18 protein-coding genes are annotated in these 18043 nt (G+C 74.8%); 12 read left to right on the top strand and 6 right to left on the bottom strand.

The window, feature by feature from the left end:
• The first annotated feature begins 64 nt into the window (after positions 1-64).
• The 5 genes from EIZ62_RS29015 (at position 65) to EIZ62_RS28995 (ending at position 5145) form a co-directional block, all read left to right on the top strand.
• Positions 65-1147 carry an NADH:flavin oxidoreductase/NADH oxidase gene (locus tag EIZ62_RS29015; protein ID WP_156695631.1) on the top strand — a complete coding sequence of 361 codons (1083 nt, stop codon included), beginning with the start codon at positions 65-67 and terminating at the stop codon, positions 1145-1147.
• 104 nt (positions 1148-1251) lie between these two features.
• Positions 1252-2337, top strand: coding sequence for a WD40/YVTN/BNR-like repeat-containing protein (locus EIZ62_RS29010; RefSeq protein ID WP_156695630.1), 1086 nt, complete (start codon positions 1252-1254; stop codon positions 2335-2337).
• Between the two features lie 34 nt (positions 2338-2371).
• Positions 2372-3049 carry a uracil-DNA glycosylase gene (locus EIZ62_RS29005; RefSeq protein ID WP_156695629.1) on the top strand — a complete coding sequence of 226 codons (678 nt, stop codon included), beginning with the start codon at positions 2372-2374 and terminating at the stop codon, positions 3047-3049.
• Between the two features lie 55 nt (positions 3050-3104).
• Positions 3105-4154, top strand: coding sequence for an N-acetylglucosamine kinase (locus tag EIZ62_RS29000; RefSeq protein ID WP_156695628.1), 1050 nt, complete (start codon positions 3105-3107; stop codon positions 4152-4154).
• Positions 4155-4224: 70 nt separating this feature from the next.
• Positions 4225-5145, top strand: coding sequence for a sirohydrochlorin chelatase (locus EIZ62_RS28995; protein WP_156695627.1), 921 nt, complete (start codon positions 4225-4227; stop codon positions 5143-5145).
• 153 nt (positions 5146-5298) lie between these two features.
• Here EIZ62_RS28995 and EIZ62_RS28990 read toward each other — a convergent pair whose 3' ends face one another.
• Positions 5299-6435 carry a lactonase family protein gene (locus EIZ62_RS28990; RefSeq protein WP_156695626.1) on the bottom strand — a complete coding sequence of 379 codons (1137 nt, stop codon included), beginning with the start codon at positions 6433-6435 and terminating at the stop codon, positions 5299-5301.
• A gap of 99 nt (positions 6436-6534) precedes the next feature.
• Complete coding sequence (locus EIZ62_RS28985) at positions 6535-8067, bottom strand: FUSC family protein (RefSeq protein ID WP_156695625.1); 1533 nt, start codon at positions 8065-8067, stop codon at positions 6535-6537.
• A 285-nt stretch (positions 8068-8352) separates the two neighbouring features.
• Here EIZ62_RS28985 and EIZ62_RS28980 point away from each other — a divergent pair, with 285 nt between their 5' ends.
• Genes EIZ62_RS28980 through EIZ62_RS28965 form a run of 4 tightly spaced genes read left to right on the top strand, consistent with a single transcriptional unit; the run spans position 8353 to position 12298 of the window.
• Positions 8353-10731 (top strand): MMPL family transporter, encoded by a 2379-nt coding sequence (locus tag EIZ62_RS28980; RefSeq protein WP_167536435.1) that lies wholly within the window; start codon positions 8353-8355, stop codon positions 10729-10731.
• A gap of 37 nt (positions 10732-10768) precedes the next feature.
• Positions 10769-11254 carry an Lrp/AsnC family transcriptional regulator gene (locus EIZ62_RS28975; RefSeq protein ID WP_156695623.1) on the top strand — a complete coding sequence of 162 codons (486 nt, stop codon included), beginning with the start codon at positions 10769-10771 and terminating at the stop codon, positions 11252-11254.
• A 38-nt stretch (positions 11255-11292) separates the two neighbouring features.
• Complete coding sequence (locus EIZ62_RS28970) at positions 11293-11979, top strand: HAD family hydrolase (protein ID WP_156695622.1); 687 nt, start codon at positions 11293-11295, stop codon at positions 11977-11979.
• 43 nt (positions 11980-12022) lie between these two features.
• Positions 12023-12298 (top strand): DUF2087 domain-containing protein, encoded by a 276-nt coding sequence (locus EIZ62_RS28965; RefSeq protein WP_156695621.1) that lies wholly within the window; start codon positions 12023-12025, stop codon positions 12296-12298.
• 30 nt (positions 12299-12328) lie between these two features.
• Here the strand turns inward: EIZ62_RS28965 and EIZ62_RS28960 are convergent, their stop codons facing one another.
• Positions 12329-12748: an arsenate reductase ArsC gene (locus EIZ62_RS28960; RefSeq protein WP_156695620.1), complete on the bottom strand. Its 420-nt coding sequence runs from the start codon at positions 12746-12748 to the stop codon at positions 12329-12331.
• Positions 12749-12851: 103 nt separating this feature from the next.
• Between EIZ62_RS28960 and EIZ62_RS28955 the strand changes: the two genes are divergently transcribed.
• Complete coding sequence (locus tag EIZ62_RS28955; protein ID WP_156695619.1) at positions 12852-13166, top strand: ArsR/SmtB family transcription factor; 315 nt, start codon at positions 12852-12854, stop codon at positions 13164-13166.
• A gap of 121 nt (positions 13167-13287) precedes the next feature.
• Entirely contained in the window at positions 13288-14088 is an 801-nt protein-coding gene (locus tag EIZ62_RS28950; RefSeq protein ID WP_156695618.1) for an aquaporin, read from the top strand.
• A gap of 25 nt (positions 14089-14113) precedes the next feature.
• Here EIZ62_RS28950 and EIZ62_RS28945 read toward each other — a convergent pair whose 3' ends face one another.
• A complete protein-coding gene (locus tag EIZ62_RS28945) occupies positions 14114-14605 on the bottom strand; it encodes a GNAT family N-acetyltransferase (protein WP_156695617.1) in 492 nt (163 codons plus the stop codon).
• Entirely contained in the window at positions 14602-14970 is a 369-nt protein-coding gene (locus tag EIZ62_RS28940; protein ID WP_156695616.1) for an ArsR/SmtB family transcription factor, read from the bottom strand. The genes EIZ62_RS28945 and EIZ62_RS28940 overlap by 4 nt, the downstream gene beginning before the upstream one ends.
• A 147-nt stretch (positions 14971-15117) precedes the next feature.
• Between EIZ62_RS28940 and EIZ62_RS28935 the strand changes: the two genes are divergently transcribed.
• Entirely contained in the window at positions 15118-16500 is a 1383-nt protein-coding gene (locus tag EIZ62_RS28935; protein WP_156695615.1) for an FAD-dependent oxidoreductase, read from the top strand.
• A gap of 148 nt (positions 16501-16648) precedes the next feature.
• Here EIZ62_RS28935 and EIZ62_RS28930 read toward each other — a convergent pair whose 3' ends face one another.
• On the bottom strand, positions 16649-17926 hold the full coding sequence (locus EIZ62_RS28930) for an ATP-binding protein (RefSeq protein ID WP_156695614.1): 1278 nt from the start codon (positions 17924-17926) through the stop codon (positions 16649-16651).
• Positions 17927-18043 lie beyond the last annotated feature (117 nt).

The following is an 18043-nucleotide window of genomic DNA, read 5'->3' as shown; positions in this document are numbered from 1 at the left end:
GACACCGTACTACGATGGTTATCGTACGAGCCGTACCCCGGCCTCGCCCTGAATGGAGTCCGCCGTGAGCGCACTGTTCGAGCCCCGCACCCTGCGGTCGCTGACCATCCCCAACCGCGTCTGGATGGCACCGATGTGCCAGTACAGCGCCGAGCCGTCCGGGCCGGACGCGGGCGTGGCGCACGACTGGCACTTCGCCCACTACGCGGCCCGCGCCGCCGGCGGCACCGGGCTGATCCTGCTGGAGGCGTCCGCCGTCTCCCCCGAGGGCCGCATCAGCCCGTACGACCTCGGCATCTGGAACGACACCCAGGTCGAGGCGCTGCGCCGGATCACCCGGTTCCTCAAGGCCCAGGACACGGTGCCGGGCATCCAGATCGCCCACGCCGGGCGCAAGGCGTCCACCGACCGCACCTGGAAGGGCGGCGGCCCGGTCGGCGCCGACGAGCACGGCTGGCAGCCGGTCGCCCCCAGCCCGGTGGCGTTCGCCGAGGGCCACCCGGTGCCGGACGAGCTGACCGACGACCAGATCCGGGACGTCACGGCGCAGTTCGCGGCCGCGGCGCGGCGCGCGCTGGACGCCGGTTTCGAGGTGGTCGAGATCCACGGTGCGCACGGCTACCTGATCGGCGAGTTCCTCTCCCCGTACAGCAACCACCGCACCGACGCGTACGGCGGGTCGTTCGAGAACCGTACGCGTTTCGCCCTGGAGGTCGTCGACGCGGTGCGCGAGGTGTGGCCCGAGGAGCTGCCGCTGTTCTTCCGGATCTCGGCGACCGACTGGCTGGAGGGGACCGCGGGCTGGACGGCCGACGACACGGTCCGCTTCGCGGCGCTGCTGAAGGAGCACGGTGTCGACCTGCTCGACGTGTCGAGCGGTGGCAACGCGGCCAAGGTCCGCATCCCCGTCGGGCCGGGGTACCAGGTGCCGTTCGCGGCGCGGGTGAAGGAGGAGACGGGGCTGCCGGTCGCCGCCGTGGGTCTGATCACCGAGGCGGAGCAGGCGGAGAAGATCGTCGCCAACGGCGAGGCGGACGCGGTGCTGCTCGGCCGGGAGCTGCTGCGCAACCCCTCCTGGGCACGCCACGCCGCCCGCGAGCTGGGCGGCCGGGTGCACGTGCCCGACCCGTACCACCGCTCCGTCTGACCCCCCGCTCCGAGCTGGGGAAACGCCGCCTTCGGACGCCGCTGTCAGTGGTCGGGTGCAGACTGGCCCGTATCCGAGACAAAGGCGTCCAGGAGGTGTCGGCGATGACCGACGTGCTACTGACCGTAGGCACCCGCAAGGGACTGTTCACCGGCCGCAGGCGTGGCGGCCGGTGGGAGTTCGAGGGGCCGCACTTCAACGCGCAGGCGGTGTACGCGATCGGTATCGACACGCGCGGGCCCACGCCCCGCCTGCTGGCCGGCGGCGACAGCTCTCACTGGGGCCCGTCGGTGTTCCACTCCGACGACCTGGGGGCGACCTGGACGGAGCCGGTGCGGCCGGCCGTCAAGTTCCCCAAGGACACGGGGGCTTCGCTGGAGCGGGTGTGGCAGCTCCACCCGGCCGGTCCGGCGGCGCCCGGTGTGGTGTACGCGGGCACCGAGCCGGCCGCGCTCTTCCGCTCCGAGGACGGCGGGGAGAGCTTCGAGCTGGTCCGGCCGCTGTGGGAGCACCCCACCCGGTCGAAATGGGTGCCGGGCGGCGGCGGCGAGGGGCTGCACACGGTCGTCACGGACCCGAGGGACCCGGAGGCCGTGACGGTCGCGGTGTCCACGGCGGGGGTGTTCCGCACCAAGGACGGCGGCGAGAGCTGGTCCCCGTCCAACCAGGGGGTGTCGGCGGTCTTCCTGCCGGACCCCGACCCGGTCTTCGGGCAGTGCGTGCACAAGATCGCCCAGGATGCGGTCGATCCGGACCGGTTGTACCTCCAGAACCACTGGGGGGTGTACCGCAGCGACGACGCGGGCGCCCAGTGGACCGACATCGGCGCCGGGCTGCCCTCCGACTTCGGCTTCGCCGCGGTCGCCCACCCGCACCGCGCCGACGTGGCGTACGTCTTCCCCATCACGGCCGACTCCGACCGGGTCCCGGCGGAGCGGCGGTGCCGGGTCTACCGTACGAGTGACGCGGGCGGCAGCTGGGAAGCGCTGTCGGCCGGCCTTCCGGAGGGCGACCACTACGGCACGGTGCTGCGCGACGCGATGTGCACGGACGACGCGGATCCGGCCGGCGTCTATTTCGGCAACCGCAACGGCGAGTTGTACGCGAGCGCGGACGACGGCGACAGCTGGCGGTTGCTGGCCTCCCACCTGCCGGACGTGCTGTGCGTACGGGCGGCGGTGATCGGGTGAGGGGCGGGCGTGCTGCGCCAGTAGAGTGACGGCCGTGGCAGCACGACCGTTGAAAGAAATCATCGAACCGGGGTGGGCCGAGGCCCTCGCGCCGGTCGCCGAACGCATCGCCGGAATGGGCGACTTCCTCCGGCAGGAGATCGCCGCCGGACGCACCTACCTGCCCTCCGGGGCGCATGTGCTGCGGGCGTTCCAGCAGCCGTTCCACGAGGTGCGCGTCCTGATCGTCGGACAGGACCCGTACCCGACGCCGGGACACGCGGTGGGGCTGAGCTTCTCCGTCGCGCCCGAGGTGCGGCCGCTGCCGGGGAGCCTGGAGAACATCTTCCGGGAGATGCACTCCGACCTGGACCTGCCCCGCCCGTCCAACGGGGACCTCACACCGTGGACCCGGCAGGGGGTGCTGCTGCTCAACCGGGCCCTGACCACGGCACCCCGCAAGCCGGCCGCGCACCGCGGCAAGGGCTGGGAGGAGGTGACCGAGCAGGCCATCAAGGCACTGGTGGCACGCGGCAAGCCGCTGGTGTCCGTGCTGTGGGGGCGGGACGCCCGCAACCTCCGGCCGCTGCTCGGTGACCTCCCGGCGATCGAGTCCGCGCACCCCTCGCCCATGTCGGCGGACCGGGGCTTCTTCGGCTCGCGGCCCTTCAGCCGCACCAACGAACTCCTGTCCGGGCAGGGCGCCGAGCCCATCGACTGGCGGCTCCCGTGACAGGTCCCGCGAGCGGGGCGGGCGCCCGGTGGGGCGTGCGGTCCGGGGTGGGGCGATGAGCGGCGGCGCGTGGGTGCTGGGCGTGGACTCCGGCGGTTCCGGGCTGCGGATCGCGCTCGGCGCGGTGCCGGGCGGCGCCGGTGCCTCGGCGGCGGGTGACCCGGGTGGCGTGCGCGCGGTCGGGAGCGTGGAGTTCGGGGAGCCGGTGCGTACCGGGGCGGGAGGGATCGACGCGGGGCACCTGCTGGAGCGGCTGGTGCCCGCGGCCGAGGGGCTGTTGCGGCGGGCCGGGGCCGACGGGCCGACCGCCGAGGCGGGGCTCGCGGCGGTCGCGGTCGGTGCGGCCGGGATGACGACCCTCGGGGACGACCTGCGCGCAACCCTGCCGGACGCGCTGCGCCGTTCGCTGGGGGCCGGGCGGCTGGCCCTGGCCGCCGACGCCGTGACCGCCTACGCCGGGGCGCTCGGGCAGCGGCCCGGCGCGGTGGTCGCCGCGGGCACGGGCCTGATCGCGGTCGGCACGGACCTGTCCGGCGGCTGGCGCCGGGCGGACGGCTGGGGGCACCTGCTGGGCGACTGCGGCGGCGGAGCCTGGATCGGCCGCGCCGGGCTGGAGGCCGCCCTGAGGGCGCACGACGGACGGCGCGGAGGTTCCGCGGCGCTGCTGGCGCGCGTCGAGGCGGTGTTCGGGCCGCCCGCGTCGCTCCCGGGCCGCCTCTACCCGCGTACCGACCGCGCGGCCGTGCTCGCCTCGTTCGCGCCGGAGGTGGCCCGCTGTGCCACGGCCGGCGACCCGGTGGCGGCGGGCATCCTGGCGCGGGCGGCCCGGCACGTCGCGGAGGCGGTGAGTGCCGTCTGCCCGCCCGGGGCGGACCGCGAAGTGGCGCTGGCCGGCGGGCTGTTCCGCATGGGCGACCCCCTCCTCGTACCCCTGCGCGCGGAGCTGGCGGAGCACCTGCCGCACGCGCGCACGGTCGCCGCGGCGGGGGATCCGCTCGACGGTGCGCTCGCCGTCGCCGCGGCCCTCGCGACGGGCACCCTCCGGCTGCCTCGCGAGCCGGGCATGCTGGAAACAATCACCCTCCTACCGGCGACTCGGACATAGCCGGACAGAGGGCGCCTGACCGCCCCCTCCCCAAGCGTCGAAGCAGGTAAAGCCAGTAGCATGCGGCGCCATGAGCTCCCCCACTGGGCCCGCTTCCGGCCTGCCTGTACGAATGCCGCGACCCCGACAGTCCGGGCGGCACCGTCGCCCTGAACCCGTGGCGGCCCCCGAGGGCGCGCCCGCGCTCGTTCTCGCCGTTCCCGGCACGCCTTCCGCCGCTGTCCGCGGCCTGGCCGAAGAGGTCGTGAGCATCGCTCGTTCCGAGCTGCCCGGCCTGGAGGCCGCGATCGGTTTCCTGGACGGCGACGGCTCCGAGTACCCCACGCTGTCGGCCGTCCTGGAGCGGGCGGCCGCGCTGCGCGTCGAGCGCTACGAGCTGGCCCGTGCCGCCGGCCGTGAGGTCGCCGAGCCCGAGGGCCCGGCCGCCGTGGTGGTGCCGCTCATGGCGGGCCCGGACAGCGCCCTGACCCACCGCATACGGCAGGCGGTCGCGGACAGCGGCGCGTCCGCCGAGCTCACCGACGTGCTCGGCCCGCACCCGCTGCTCGCCGAGGCGCTCCACGTGCGCCTGTCGGAGGCGGGGCTGGCGCGCGCCGACCGGGCGCGGCTGTTCACGGTCGCGACGGCGGCCGACGGCATCGTGCTGGCGACCGTCGGTGGCGAGGAGGCCGTGCAGGCGGCCGGTATCACCGGCATGCTGCTGGCCGCCCGCCTCGCCGTCCCGGTGATGGCCGCCGCGCTCGACCAGGAGGGATCGGTGACGGCGGTCGCCGAGCAGCTGCGCGGCTCCGGTTCGCTGCAGCTGGCCCTCGCCCCGTACCTGATCGGGCCGGAGCTGCCCGAGGGCCTGCTCGAGGAGGCCGTGAAGTCGGCGGAGTGCCCGGTGGCCGAGCCGCTGGGCGCCTACCCGGCGGTCGGCAAGCTGGTGCTGTCGCAGTACACGACGGCGCTCGGCATCGCGCCGCAGCCGCAGGGGACCCCGGTTCGCTGACGGCTCCGGAGCACCGGCGGTTCGCCGGGGGCTCCGTACGGAAGGGCCCGCGCCGGATGCGTCCGGAGCGGGCCCTTCCGCTGTCCGGCGGTGGCCCTTCCGCTGTCCGGAGAGGGCCGCTCCGCCGCCTGGCCGGCGCCGGGCCCGGCCGTCTCAGGCGAAGACCACGCAGGACGCCGCCGGGGCCTCGATGGACCCCGCCCGGCTCGGGAGCCCCGTCTCGGGGTCGAGGTCGAACCAGGTGACGTCGCCGGAGCGCTCGTTGGCCACGTACAGGCGCCGTCCTCGCGGGTCGAGGGTGAGGTCGCGGGGCCAGTGGCCGCCGCACGGCACGGTCGCGACCGGGACGGGCCGTTCGCGGGAGCCGTCGAGCGCCAGGACCGCGATGGCGTCGTCACCGCGCACGGCCGCCCACAGGAACCGCCCGTCGGGGGCGGCGACGATGCCGGAGGGGTAGCTCTCCCCCTCCTCGCCCGGCCGGGTCGGGAGGACGGCCGGCTCGCCCACGGGGACGAGGCTCCCCGAGGCGGGGTCCCAGCGGCAGGCGGTGAGCGTGGGCGCCAGTTCGGCCAGGACGTAGGCGTGGCTGCCCGAGGGGTGGAAGGCGAGGTGGCGCGGCCCGCTGCCGGGGCGCAGCGCGGTCCGGCCGTGCGGCGTCAGTTCGCCGGTCATGGGGTCGAGGGCGCTCACGTGCACGGAGTCGGTGCCGAGGTCCACGCTCAGCACCCAGCGGCCGCCGGGCGCCGGCACCACCTGGTGGGCGTGCGGGCCGGTCTGCCGCTCCGGGTGCGGGCCGGTGCCGTGGTGGTGCAGCACTCCCCCCGCGGGCTCCGGCGCACCGCCAGGGCCGAGGGGCAGGGCGCTCACGCTGCCGGAGCCGTAGTTCGCGGTGAGCGCATGGCCGTGGGCGAGCGCCAGGTGCGTCGGGTGCGTCCCGCGCACCGGAGCCGGGTCGCCGAGGAGCCGGGGCGCGGGCCCGGTGACGTCGAACGCGGCGACGGCGCCCTCCTCGGTCTCGCTGACCGCGTACAGGACCTCTCCGCCGGGTGCGGGAACCAGGAAGGAGGGGTCGGGGACCGCGTCCGAGGCGCCCGTCACGGTCAGCGCGCCCGTCCTGGGGTTCACGGTCGCCGCGAGGACCCCGCGTCCGCCCGCCGAGGTGAACGACCCGACGTACGCCCGGGCGCCGGCACCGCGCCCCTCACGGTGGCCCCGTCCGCCCCCGCCTGCCCCGCCACCGCCGGTCCCGCCACCGGTCCCGTCGCCGTGCCGCTGTGCCTCGTCCGCCACCGCGCTGCCCCTCTCCGCCCGCCGATCGGCCTGCCGGCCTCGGTGCACGCCCGACGCTAGCAGGTCTAGACCAAGAGGTGAGGTGCTCGGGACAGCGGACTACGCGCCGATCAGCGGTTCCCTCGGGGAGGTGCGCAGCGGGGCGGCGAGCTCGGTCAGCGCGCGCTCCAGGCTGTGCAGGTGGACGAGCGCGGGCTCGGAAAGGGCGCCAACGGCGTGCGGCGCGTCGACGGGAGCCGTCCGGGCCTCCTCGGCCTCCCGTGCCTCCCGGGCCTTCTCCGGCGTGGTGAGCGCCTCGACGGCCGTCTCCACGCGCCAGCACGCCGCGGCGAGCCGGGCGTCGTGCGAGGCCTCGGGGTCCGCCGCGATGGACGCCAGTCCGCGCACCTCGCGGGCGCAGGCATCCAGCAGCGCGAGGACCTGCCCGGCGCGGGCCTTGCGGGCGCGCAGCGGGCTCAGCGGGTGGACGAGCGGGGCCAGGGAGAGGCGTACGCGCCCGAGCAGGGTTTCCAGCTCGGCGACGTGGGGGGACGGGTCGGCGTCCGGGGTGCCGGACAGGCGGGCCGCGGCCTCCGCGGTGCAGACGTGCACGCAGCGCAGGGCGCGCTGGATCCACGCGTCCGTGGTCGCGTGGGTGGTGACGGGCAGCACGAGGAGCACGGCCAGCACCGCGCCGAGGGCTCCGGCGCCGGTCTCCAGGGCGCGCAGCGCGAGCAGGGCCGGGTCCAGCACGCCCAGCAGTCCGTACAGCACCCCGGCCATCAGGGTCACCGACAGCATCATCCAGGTGTACGAGACGGCGGCCGTGTAGAAGATCCCGAACACGCAGGCCGCGACGAGGACGGCCGTGGGGACGACGGCGCCCTGGAGCGGGACGACGAGCACGAAGCCGACGGCGATGCCGATGAGCGTGCCGAGGACCCGGCGGAAGCCGCGTACCAGCGTCTCGCCGCGCGAGGTGGTGTTGACGAAGATCCACCAGGTGGCGCCCACGGCCCAGTACCAGCGCTCGCCCGAGAGCATCTGGCCGATCACCAGCGCGACGGCGCCGCCGACGGTCGCCTGGACGGCCTGGCGCGTGGTGGTGCGGGCGAGCCCCCGGGCCTCGGCGGGCACCTGGGCGGCGAGCGGGGGCAGGCGCCGCTCGTAGCACCAGAGGCCGAAGCGGACCGCCGAGCTGCACACCAGCGACAGGGCGACGGCCGCGTACAGCTCGGGGAGCTGGCCGGGCAGCGTGTGCAGGAACTGCGTCACGAAGAAGGTCATGAACGCGAAGACGCCGAGGGAGTGGCCGCGCGGGCCCCAGCGGCGGGCGTAGACCCCGGCACCCATGACGGCGAGGAAGGCCATGTCACGGGCCACCGGGTGGTCGTGCAGGACGGCCGCGACGGCGAGCACCGGGAAGCCGACCACCGGCAGCAGGGCGGTGGTGGCCACCTGACCCCGGACGGTGGCGTCCGTGACGGTGAAGAGCGCGAGGAGCGCGGCGAGACCACCGGTGATGGCCGCCGCGAGTGAGTGCCCGGCGAGACCGCACACGGCCACCGCCAGGCTGATGCCGAGGACGGCCCGGGTCGCGCTGCGCAGACGCAGACGCCCCGGGTCCGGAGCCACGAACACCCTCTTCAGCACAGTTCCCGCCCCTTCGTGATGCACGGCGCCGCCATGGCGTCCGGTGTCTCGGCATGAAAAAGGCGCCGCGGGATCCGCAGCGCCATCGACGGCCCCATGACACCACCTCCCGGCCCGATGGCTCAACTCGACCGTTCCACACTGGGCCATTGGCCCATACCGGTGACCGTCCGCCCGGTGGGGAGCGGGCCAATGGGCCACCTCTCAAGGTGGGACGGGCGCCGGGACGAAGAAGGAGGGAAAGCCGCCGCCACCGGACCGCCCGAACCCGTCGCAGGAGTGCGCATGCCGATCACGACCAAGCCGGAACCGGAACCGGCGCCCGGACCGGCGCCCCTCCCGGTGCCGCCGCCGCTCCCCTCGGGCGGTGGCGGCGCCGCAGGGCCGGGTGGCGGCCCGTCCGCCCCCTTCGCCGTACGGCACCGGCGTCCGGTGTGCGTGGTCGCGCTGCTGCTGATGGTCCTGTCCGCCCTGGCGGGGCACGACGTGGCCGACCGTCTGTCCTCGGGCGGCATCGTGTCGCGCGGGGCGGAGTCGCTACGGGCGGAGGAGGTGCTGCGGCGGGACTTCCGGGCGGGCAGACCGGAGCTGGTGCTGCTGGCCCGCACCGGCGCCGCCGACGGCCGGGGGCCGGACGCGCCCGCCGCGGTGGCGGCCGGCCGGGCGGTGGCACGGCGGCTGGCGGCCGACCCGGGGGTCGAGCGGGTGTGGTCCCCGTGGGACGCGCCGCGTTCCGGGGGGTGGTCGCACGCCGGGGACGGTCGCGGCGTGCTGATCCTGGCGTGGCTGCGCGGCGGCGACCACGAGCGCGGCAGGACCGCCGAGCGCGTGGTGCCGGAGGTGACGGGGCGGTTCGGTCCGCTGGAGGTGACAGCCGGGGGCGAGGCGGCCACGCGGGTCGCGGTGGCCCGGCAGGCCGACCGCGACGCACGGATGAGCGAGCTGGTCGCCCTCCCGGTCACCGTGACACTCCTGCTGCTGGTGTTCGGGTCGCTGGTGGCGGCGGCCCTGCCGGTCCTGGTGGGCGTGTTCGCCGCGCTCGGCACGACGGCGCTGTTGCGCAGGCTCACCGACGTCACCGAGATCTCGGTGTACGCGCTCAACATCGGCACCGCGCTGGCCTTCGCCCTGGCGATCGACTACAGCCTGTTCCTGGTCACCCGGTACCGCGAGGAGCGTACGAACGGGGCGGCGCTCGGCTCCGCCCTCGGCACGGCGCTGCGCACCGCGGGCCGGGCGGTGGCGTTCTCGGCGGGCACCGTGGCGTGCAGCATGGCGGCGTTGCTGGTCTTCCCGCACCCGCTGCTGCGGTCCATCGGGTACGCGGGCGTGACGGTCACCGTCATGGCGGCCGCGGGCAGCCTCGTCGTCCTGCCGGCCGTGCTCGCGCTGCTGGGTGACCGGCTCGACCGGCTGGACGCGTTCGCCCGGTGGCGCCGCCCGCGCGCCACGGGGGCGGCGACCGGCGAGGCGGCGGACGAGGCGGCGGCGACCGGGCGCTGGGGGCGGGTCGCGCTGGCGGTGATGCGGCGACCGCTGGTCACGGGCGTCCCGGTCACGTGCCTGATGGTGCTGCTGGCCCTGCCGTTCGCCGACGTCCGCTTCGCGATGTCCGACGACCGGGTGCTGCCCGCGGGTACCGCCGCGGCGGGCGTCGGTGCCGCGCTCCGGGACGACTTCCCCGACTCGCCGGCCGGGGCGACGACCGTCGTCCTGCCGGACCTGGACGCCCGTGCGCGCGCCGGGGAGCTGGACCGGTACGCGCGCCGGGTCTCCGCCGTGGCGGGTGTGACGCGGGTGGACACGGTCACCGGGACGTACCGCGCGGGACGGCTCGCCGCCGGGCCCACGCCCTCCGCCGCCCGGTTCCTGCCGGCCCCGCCGGCCTCACCGGCCTCACCGGCCTCACCCCGGACGGTCCGCCCGGGCGCGTACCTGTCCGTGGTCACGGCCGGCGAGCCGGGCGATCCGGCCAACGCCGACCGGATCGAGGCGATCAGGGACGTGCCGGCACCCGCCCGCGCCCTCGTCGGCGGGTTCGACGCCATGGTCGCCGACGTACGCGGCGCGATCGGCGACCGGCTCGGACTCGCCCTGACGCTGGTCGGCGTGTCCATGGTGGCCCTCGTCCTGGGGCTGACCCGCAGGCCCGTCCTGGCCCTCAAGGCCCTCGTCCTCAACACCCTCAGCCTGTGCGCCACGTTCGGCGCGCTGGTCTTCGTGTTCCAGCAGGGACATCTGCGGTGGCTCGTGGGCGACTTCGTCCTGACGGGCTCCCTGGACGTGCAGATCCCGGTGGTGACCTTCTGCGTCGCGTTCGGCCTGTCCATGGACTACGAGTGCATGCTCCTGTCCCGCGTGGTGGAGGAGCGCCGGGCGGGGGCGGACCCGGTGACGGCGGTGGCGCGCGGACTGGACCGTACGGCCCGCCTGTTCACCTGGTCGGCCATCATCCTCGCCGTGGTCATGGTGGCGCTGGCGACCTCCGGCCTGGTCTTCCTGAAGGCGGTGGGGGTGGGGCTCGCGCTGGCCGCCGTGCTGGACGCGACCGTCGTCCGCGGCCTGCTGGTTCCCGCCGTGATGCGGCTGGCCGGGCGCGCCACCTGGTGGGCGCCGAGGTGGCTGCGCGAGAAGGGGGAGCCGGCTGAGCCATTGGTACGGTGATCAGAGGAAACGCCGTACCACCGAGGGGTCGAGGACCATGGCCGTCGACGAGCTGGACACCCGTATCCTCCGGCTGCTGATCGAGCAGCCGCGGACCAGCGTGCGGGAGTACGCGCGGATCCTGGGCATCGCCCGCGGCACCCTGCAGGCGCGGCTGGACCGGCTCGAACGGGACGGGGTGATCACCGGTACGGGGCCGGCCCTCTCCCCCGCCGCGCTCGGGCATCCGGTGCTGGCGTTCGTGCACATCGAGGTCACGCAGGGACACCTGGACGAGGTGGGCGACGCGCTGGCCGCGATCCCCGAGATCGTCGAGGCGTTCTCGATCACCGGTGGGGGGGACCTGCTCACCCGGGTCGTGGCGCGGGACAACGGCCACCTGGAGGACGTCATCCAGCGGCTGATCCAGCTTCCCGGGGTGGTGCGTACGCGCACCGAGATGGCGCTGCGCGAGCGGGTGCCGCACCGGCTGCTGCCGCTGGTGGAGGCGGTGGGCCGGGCGGCCGGTACGCAGCGGGGGTGACCCGCGTGGCCGGGCGGCGGCTTGGCATGCTGGACGCCATGAGCACCCCTCGCACCGCGGTCCTGTTCGATCTCGACGGCACGCTGGTCGACAGCGAGCCGAACTACTACGAGGCGGGGCGCCGGCTCCTGGAGCGGTACGGCGTCACCGGCTTCGGCTGGGAGCGCCACACCGACTTCATCGGGATCGGGACGCGCGAGACGCTGGAGGCGCTCAAGGAGGAGTACGGGATCGACGCGCCGATCGAGGAGTTGCTGGCCGGCAAGAACCGGCACTACCTGGAGCTGGCCCGCGCGTCGACCGAGGTGTTCCCGCAGATGCGGGCGTTCGTGGAGCTGCTGCACGCGGAGGGCGTACCGATGGCCGTGGCGTCCGGTTCGTCGCGCGCCGCGATCGAGGCGATCCTCGCCGGTACGGGGCTGGACGCGTACCTCACCACGCTCGTGTCGGCCGAGGAGGTCGAGCGCGGCAAGCCGGCGCCGGACGTGTTCCTGGAGGCGGCGCGGCGGCTCGGGGTGGAGCCGGCGCACTGCGTGGTCCTGGAGGACGCTCCGCCCGGCGCGGCGGCGGCCGCGGCGGCCGGCATGCGGTGCATCGCCGTGCCGTACGTGCCCGCGACGGTCGACGACCCCGCGTTCCGCGGCGCGGGGCTCCTGCTGCGCGGCGGGCAGGCGGAGTTCACCGCCAGGGCCGCGTACGACTTCGTACGCGCGGGAGGGCGCTGAAAATGCGTTGCCCGCGGGGGCGGCGCGCGGGAGGCTTCCCGGCATGTCCGAAACCCTGACGGGCGGCGCGCGTGACGTGTCCGCCCTCTTCTCCCGCGGGCGGCTGACGTCCATCCCGCGCAAGCCCGCCCGCCGCGAGCAGTTGCTGGCCCACCTGGCCGAGACCCTCTTCGAGCGGGACCGTTCGTACACCGAGCCCGAGGTCAACGAGGCGCTGCGCACGGTGCACGACGACTACTCGGCGCTCCGGCGCTACCTGGTGGTCGGCGGGATGCTGACCCGCACCAGGGACGGCGCCACGTACCGCCGCGCCGCCTGACGTGCCGTTGCGATGGGCGGCGGATGACGCCTACGCGGTCCGCTCGGTGTCGATCTCGGCGATCAGGCCCTCGACGAGGTTCCTGATCTCGTCGCGGATGGGGCGGACCGCTTCGACGCCCTGGCCGGCGGGGTCGTCGAGCCGCCAGTCCAGGTAGGTCTTGCCGGGGAAGTACGGGCAGGCGTCGCCGCAGCCCATGGTGATGATGTAGTCGGAGGCCTGGGCGGCCTCGGGGGTGAGGACCTTCGGGGTCTGGCCGGAGATGTCGATGCCCAGCTCGGCCATGGCGGCCACCGCGGAGGGGTTGACCGTCTCGCCGGGCATCGAGCCGGCGGAGCGGACCTCGACGCGGTCGCCGGCGAGGTGGCGCAGGAAGCCGGCCGCCATCTGGGAGCGGCCGGCGTTGTGGACGCAGACGAAGAGGACGGACGCGAGCGGTTTCGCGGACATCGGCTTTCCTTCACGGCAGGCGGCGGCCGCGGCCGGGGGGCCGACTGCGGCACGGTTCAGCAGGGGCTGGTATCAGCCGCCGCTGATGTGACAGTATCAGTGGATGATGACATCAGTCGACACTGATCTGATCCGGGTTCTGGCCGACCCGCTCAGGCTCAGGATCGTGAGCCTGCTCGCCCAGGAGACGCTCTGCACCACCCACCTCATGGAGGAGACGGGTGCGAAGCAGACGAACCTGTCCAATCACATGAAGGTGCTGCGCGAGGCCGGGGTCGTGGAGACGGAGCCGTGCGGGAGGTACATCTACTACCGCCTGCGCCCGGATGTCATCGACGCCCTCGCCGGCCAGTTCGCCGACCTCGCCCGGGCCGCGCGCGCCACCGCCGAAGCGAACCTCAAGCGGTCCTGCTCCTAGGCCGTGTTTCGACAGTGGCGTCGTCCGCCCGCAGCCCGGCCGGACGGGACTTTCGAAACACGCCCCAGCCCGCCCCGGCGGCCCGTCCGCCCAGCCTCACCTCCCCCAGGAGAAGCCCGCCTTGACCGCGACCGAGCCCGCCGGCACCGCCCCCGCCACGCCACCGGCCATGCCCCCCGAGCCCGACGCGCCCCGGCCCGCCCCGGGCGCCACCCCGCCCCGTACCCCGCTGGTCGCCCGCGCCGCCGCCGAGCTGGTCGGGACCGCCGCCCTGGTCGCGGTCGTGGTCGGCTCCGGCATCCAGGCCACCGAACTCACCGACGACGTCGCCCTGCGGCTGCTGGCGAACTCCACCGCCACCGTCTTCGGGCTCGGCGTCCTGATCGCCCTCCTCGGCCCGGTGTCCGGCGCGCACTTCAATCCGGCCGTCACTCTGGCCGAGTGGTGGACCGCCCGCCGGGGCGGCGCCGGCGTCACCGCCCGCGAACTCGCCGTGTACGTGCCCTCGCAGGTCGCCGGTGCGATCGCGGGCGCCGTCCTCGCGGACGCGATGTTCGGCGAACCGCTGGTGAAGTGGTCGCAGCATGACCGTTCCGCCGGGAACCTGCTGGTCGGCGAGGTCGTCGCCACGGCCGGGCTGATCCTGGTGATCTTCGGCCTCGCGAGGACCGACCGGCTCCGCCTCGCCCCCGTGGCGGTCGCCTCCTACATCGGCGCCGCCTACTGGTTCACCTCCTCCACCTCCTTCGCCAACCCGGCCGTCACCATCGGCCGCGCCTTCACCGACACCTTCGCCGGCATAGCCCCCGCCTCGGTGCCGGGCTTCATCGTCATGCAGCTGCTCGGCACCGTCGTGGGCCTCGCGCTCGTCGCGGTCGTCTTCATGCGCGGCAGGACCGGCCAGGAGCAGCCCACGGGGTGACTCCTCGCGCCCGCGGCCCCTCGGCTCACGCCGGGCTGCGGCGCTCCAGCAGCACCACGTCCCGCCACACGCCGTGGTGGCGGCCGATGCGTTCGCGGGTGCCGATCACGCGGAAGCCCACCCGCTGGTGCAGGGCGAGGCTGGCGGTGTTCTCGGGGAAGATCCCGGACTGGATGGTCCAGATCCCCGCCGCCTCGGTCGAGGCGATCAGCGTCTCCAGCAGCGTGCGGGCGACGCCGCGGCCGCGGGCGCCGGGGTGGACGTAGACGGAGTGCTCGACCACGCCGGCGTAGGCGCACCGGTCGGAGACGGCGCTGACCGCGATCCACCCCAGCACTTCCCTGCTGTCGCCCAGGGCGACGAACCGGTGCTCGGGCAGCTTCGCGGCGTCGAACGCGGCCCAGCCGGGTGCCGTGGTCTCGAAGGTGGCGTCACCCTCGTCGATGCCGACCTGGTAGATCGCGAGGATTTGTTCGGCGTGCTCGGGCAGCATCGGGCCGATGCGGACCGCGGTCATGCCGTCGTCGTGGCGCCGGCCAGGAGCGCGCCCATCGCGGCGACGACGGACGGCTCGACCCGGTAGTACACCCAGGTGCCCCGGCGCTCGGAGGACAGCAGGCCGGCCTCCTTGAGCTTCTTCAGGTGGTGGGAGACGGTCGGCTGGGAGACCCCGACGTCGGAGATGTCGCACACGCACGCCTCGCCGCCCTCGTGGGAGGCGACGGCGGAGAACAGGCGCAGGCGGACGGGGTCGCCGAGGGCCTTGAACATCCTCGCCGCGACCTCGGCCTCCTCCGCCGACATCGGGCGTTCGTTCAGCGGCGGGCAGCACGCCGCGACGTCGTCGGGCTCCAGGAGCGGCAGAACCTTCGCATTCGACATATGTCTATGTTGACACACGTCGAACCAACGCCGACCACGCGTCACCCCTTCGAACTTCGACGAATGTCTATGTTGACGCACATCTAAACAAGTGGCAGGCTGAACACACAAGACATCGACGCATATCGAAGCAACGGAGACTCGACCGTGAACGCGTCCGCCACCACCGACCTGCCCGTCGTCGTGATCGGAGCCGGCCCCGCCGGACTGGCCGCCGCCGCACACCTGGAGGACCGCGGCCTGGACTTCCTCGTCCTGGAGGCCGGCCCGTACGCCGGAACCGCACCCCGCGACTGGGCCCACGTACGTCTCTTCTCCACGTGGGACGAGGTCGTCGACCCGGCCGCCGAGAAGCTGCTCGCCCCCACCGGCTGGGTCAGGCCCGACCCGGCCGGCTACCCCACCGGCGGGGACTGGGCCGGCCTCTACCTCCAGCCCCTCGCCGACATCCTCGGCGACCGCGTCCGCTACCGGGCCCGCGTCACCGGCGTCTCCCGCACCGGCCGCGACCGCGTCGTCGACGCCGACCGCGATACGCAGCCCTTCGTCGTCCACATCGAGACCGCCGACGGCCGGGAGGAACGCGTCCTCGCCCGCGCCGTCATCGACGCCTCCGGCACCTGGTCCACCCCCGGCCCCGCCGGCGCCAGTGGCCTCCCGGCCCTGGGCGAGAAGGCCGCCGCCGACCGGATCACCTACCGGGTCCCGGACTTCAGGGACCCGGCCGTCCGCGCCCGTTACGCGGGCAGGCGCACCGCCGTCATCGGCTCCGGCGCCTCCGCCTTCACCGCCCTCGCGCACCTCGCCGGCCTCGCCGACTCAGCCGCCCCTGGCGGGAGCGACGGCGGGGCGGGCACCAAGGCCGTGTGGATCCTGCGCCGCGGCATCTCCGGCTCCACCTTCGGCGGCGGCGAAGCCGACCAGCTCCCCGCCCGCGGCGCCCTCGGCCTGGCCGCCAAGGCCGCCGTCGACGCCGGTCACGCCGACGCGGTCACCGGCTTCCGCACCGAGGCCGTCGAGCGTGACACCGACGGCCGCCTGATCCTCGTCGGCGAGGACGGTCGCCGTCTCGACCCGGTCGACGAGGTCATCGTGCTGACCGGCCTGCGCCCCGACCTCACCTTCCTGGACGAGCTGCGCCTCGGCCTCGACGAGCGCCTCCAGGCCCCCGTCGAGCTGGCGCCGCTGATCGACCCCAACCAGCACTCCTGCGGCACCGTGTACCCGCACGGCGTGAACGAGCTCTCCCACCCCGAGAAGGACGTCTACCTCGTCGGCATGAAGTCCTACGGCCGCGCTCCGACCTTCCTCGCCATGACCGGCTACGAGCAGGTCCGCTCCATCGCCGCCCACCTCGCCGGCGACCGGGAGGCCGCCGAGCGCGTCGAGCTGACCCTGCCCGAGACCGGCGTGTGCGGAGGCTCCGGCCTCTTCGACCAGCCCGGCACCACCGAACCGGGCGGCGGCGGCTGCTGCGCCGCACCGGCGACCCTCACCATCGGCGCGCCCGGCTCCTCCGGCGGTTGCTGACCCGCCTCTCCAGGCAGGCGCACAGCGCGTCCTCGTCGGGGAACTCGACGACACCGTTGGTGAGCCGATCCCATGGCTCGAGTGACCTGGCGCGCGTGCGGATCACCTCATGGAGGCCGTCGCGCTGCCGCTCGTACCCCGTGGGCGGTCAGAAGCGGGCGTGGGCGGTGATGTCGGCGCCGAACTGGTCGATCATCGCCGGGGTGACGGTCGGCCGGCACTGCGCGACGGCCTCCAGGTAGTCCTCCGTGCTCGCACCGGGCGCCCGCACCTGGTCCTGGTCGCCCAGGTCCCGCTCGAAGGCGCTCTGGGCGGCGATCCTGGCGGCGTGCTCGATGTCGGCCGGGGTGAACAGTTCGCTGGCGGCCACGAGGACGGAGACGTCCACGTCGCTCCGGCCGTCCGTGTACCGGGACCAGATCGCGGCGCGGGCCGCCTTGTCCGGCGTACCGATCGGGATGAGGTAGTCGAACCTGCCGGGGCGCAGGAACGCGGGGTCGAGCGAGCGGATGGAGTTGGTGGCGCACACCAGCAGGCGTTCGTCGCCCTCGCGGAACCGCGGTATCAGCTTGAGCAGTTCGTTGGTGACCCCGTGCATCCCGCCGGGCTGGGCGGGCTCGGCGCGTACGGGGGCGATCTCCTCCACCTCGTCGATGAAGACCAGCACCCGCTCCAGTTCCGAGATCCGGGCGAACGCGCTGCGCAGGGCCGCCGCCAGGTTCCCCTCGTCAGCCAGCCGGGACGGCAGCAGCTCGACGAAGGGCCAGCCGAGACGGGAGGCGATGGCGCGGGCGAAGGTGGTCTTGCCGGTGCCGGGCGGCCCGAACAGGGTGACCGCCCGCGGGGGGCGCACCCCGTGGCGGGCAGCCCGTTCGGGCTGGGCCAGCGGCAGGACGACCCGCCGCTCGATCAGGTCCTTCTCCGCCTCCATGCCGGCGACCCGCCCCCACAGGTCGCCCGGCAGGGTGCTGCCGCCGAGGTCCTCCAGGAGGTTCGCGGCGGGGCCGTGCAGCGGCTCGACCTTCTCGAAGTACGCCACCGCGGGCTGCCGGGTGTAGCCGGCGTTGAGCAGCCCCTCGCCGACGAGCTCCTCCTCGGGCAGGACGTAGGCGATGCGCCCCACGCGGGCGGCGACCAGGCGCCGCTCCAGCTCGACCAGCAGCGCGCTCGCCAGGCCCCTGCCGCGCCAGGCCGGGGAGAGGGCGATGCGCATGACCCAGGCGCGCTCCCCCGCCACGCACGCGAGCGCCGCGCCGATGGGCGCGCCCTGGTGGACGGCGACCACCGCGGGCTGGCGGGAGGTCAGCGCGCCGATGCACTCGGCGAGCGAGAACACGGACTCCTGCCCGAGTTCGGCCGTGGTGTCGATCAGGTGGACGACCGCCGCGAGATCGCTCTCTCGGTAGTCGTGGATCAGCCAGTTCACCGGTACCGCCCCTCGTTGTGCTGTTCCGGCGAGGCTAGGGGCCGGGTCGCCGCCGGTCCTGTGCCACGGTGCACAAGCGGGCGGTGCCGAATGCGACGGTGTGGACGTGGACGTCGA

The sequence above is a fragment of the Streptomyces ficellus genome, from assembly GCF_009739905.1.
In the GTDB taxonomy this organism is placed as follows: Bacteria; Actinomycetota; Actinomycetes; order Streptomycetales; family Streptomycetaceae; genus Streptomyces; species Streptomyces ficellus_A.
The sequence above is the reverse complement of the archived record's forward strand: the minus strand, read 5'-3'. Positions and strand labels throughout refer to the sequence as shown.